This is a genomic window from Faecalibacterium longum (assembly GCF_040094125.1).
In the GTDB taxonomy this organism is placed as follows: domain Bacteria; phylum Bacillota; class Clostridia; order Oscillospirales; family Ruminococcaceae; genus Faecalibacterium; species Faecalibacterium longum.
In genome coordinates this window covers 1-769 of the sequence record NZ_JBBNIH010000045.1, presented here as the reverse complement: position 1 = coordinate 769, position 769 = coordinate 1, and the positions used below count along the sequence as shown (strand labels likewise).

General features: G+C 62.3%; 1 protein-coding gene. It reads left to right on the top strand.

Translation table 11 applies throughout. From position 1 onward, the window contains the following. The coding region (locus AAAU26_RS00720) for a DUF6551 family protein (RefSeq protein WP_349180868.1) at positions 1 to 726 on the top strand (726 nt) is incomplete at its 5' end. Positions 727 to 769 lie beyond the last annotated feature (43 nt).

Here is a 769-nt window from a genome sequence, read left to right as displayed (position 1 = left end):
CCCCGCGAGATCTACCAGCGGGGCGTGGAGCGCAAGCGGGTGGAGCTGATTGCAAGGGATTTCAACGAGTACATCGTTAACGAGCCGAAGGTCAGCTTCCGCAACGGCAGGTACTATGTAATGGACGGTCAGCACACCATCGAGGGCTGCATCCTCCTCAACGGCGGCGAGGACCGCCCGATCCTCTGCAAGGTCTACACCGGTCTGACGATGGAGCAGGAAGCCCTGCTCTTTGCGGAGCAGAACGGTCACTCTGCACCCCTGTCGGCGGGCATCAAGCTGCGCGCCAAGGTGGTGGGCGGCGATGCGCCCTCCAAGGCGTTTGTTGCAGCCACCAACCGGGTGGGGCTGTCCCTCAACTACGACAGTATGCAGCTGAGCGACTACCGCATCAGCTGCGTGGGCACGGCGCTGAAGCTGTACGACCAGCTGGGCGAAGAGATCTACTGCGAAGCCCTGCGGCACATCGTGGCGGCGTGGGAGGGCAGACCGGATTCCTTCCGGGCGGCTGTCCTGCGGGGCGTGATGTACTTTGTGCAGCTGTACCACGGGCAGTACAGCGCGGAGCGGCTTGTCCGTGCGCTGGGCGGCGTCCACCCCATGGAGCTCTACCGCATCAGCCGGGATAACCCCGCCAAGCTCCCGGGTTGGCGGCGGTACGTTTATCCCATCTACACCACCTACAACGGCAAGTGCAGGAAAGACGCACTGCCGATGAAGTTCTAAGCTCAAATATCTCCTTTGGCAAGGGCGATGGTACCCGAAAAAG